Here is a 1,396-nt window from a genome sequence, read left to right as displayed (position 1 = left end):
CATCCGCATACCTCACACACCACGGGATACAGCCACCCATCCATGCCCATCAGGGACTTCGTGAAGATTCACCCCGACGAGCTGAAGTCAGTAACACTCCCGTGCGGCGCGCGTCACATTCGGTGCGGTGATTGGACCAGCTCGGCCGCGCCGGCGCCTACGACGTGTATCACATTGAGACATCCGCGGACGGATTCTGAGACATCCACCTGCGATCGGCGGCCTGTGTAATCGGCGCACCACTCACCCGCCGACTCGCAGGGAGCCGCCATGAAAGCCGTGCAGGTCATCGAGTACGACGAGCCGCCCGTGCTCGTGGACGTGCCGGACCCGCAGATCACCGGTCCGCTGGATGTGATCGTGAAGATCGGGGGCGCCGGGGTCTGCCGGACCGATCTGCACATCCTCGAAGGACAGTGGAAGGACAAGAGCGGGGTCGGCCTCCCGTACACGATCGGGCACGAGAACGCCGGCTGGGTCGCGGAGGTCGGGCAGGCCGTCACCCACCTCAAGGTCGGCGACCCGGTCATCCTGCACCCGCTGGTGACCTGCGGTCTGTGCCGCGCCTGCCGCGCCGGCGACGACGTGCACTGCATGCACTCGGCCTTCCCCGGGATCGACACCGACGGGGGCTACGCCGAGTACCTGAAGACCACCGCCCGCTCGGTCGTGCCCCTCGACCCGTCCCTCGAGCCGGCCTCGGTGGCGGCTCTGGCCGACGCCGGGCTCACGGCGTACCACGCCGTCGCCAAGGCGGCCCGGGTGCTGCGGCCCGGCGACAAGGCCGTGGTCATCGGCGCCGGCGGACTCGGACACATCGGCATTCAGGCGCTGCGGGCCCTGTCGCCGGTCGAGATGATCGTCATCGACCGCAGCCCCGAGGCCCTGGCGCTGGCCAAGGAACTCGGCGCCGACCACACGCTCGTCGCGGACGGCAGCGAGGCCGACCGTGTGCGGGACCTCACCGCGGGGCACGGCGCGGAGGCCGTCCTCGACTTCGTCGGTGAGGGCGGCGCCGTCGAGACGGGCGTGGCCTGCCTGCGCCGCAACGGCAACTACTACGTCATCGGCTACGGCGGCCACCTCCACGTGCCCACGATCGACGTCATCTCCACGGAGATCAACTTCATCGGCAACCTCGTGGGGTCCTACAACGACCTCTCCGGGCTGATGGTCCTGGCGGCACGCGGCAAGGTCGCCCTGCACACCCAGCGGTACCCCCTCGCCTGCTTCCAGCAGGCCCTCGACGACCTGGACGCCGGCGCCGTGCGCGGCCGAGCGATTCTCATTCCCTGACACCGCAGGAGAATCTCAATGATCGTGTCAAGCCGTCTGCGTGACCGGTGGGGCGGAGGTGAACAGCCTCTTGTCACGCAGCATCGCCCACAGCACGTCG

The 1,396-nt window shown here is 68.8% G+C and carries 1 protein-coding gene; it reads left to right on the top strand.

Annotated elements, in window-relative coordinates; translation table 11 throughout:
- Nucleotides 1-270: 270 nt before the first annotated feature.
- A complete protein-coding gene (locus ACZ7GZ_RS43370) occupies nucleotides 271-1,296 on the top strand; it encodes an NAD(P)-dependent alcohol dehydrogenase (protein ID WP_471033371.1) in 1,026 nt (341 codons plus the stop codon).
- Nucleotides 1,297-1,396 lie beyond the last annotated feature (100 nt).

The organism is Streptomyces sp. NPDC037288, assembly GCF_055603265.1.
This window is presented reverse-complemented; position numbering and strand designations above follow the sequence as displayed.

What these genes read in the sequence shown, in the direction of transcription:
- ACZ7GZ_RS43370 (WP_471033371.1), top strand. Translation starts at nt 271, where the DNA reads ATGAAAGCCGTGCAGGTCATCGAGTACGACGAGCCGCCCGTGCTCGTG.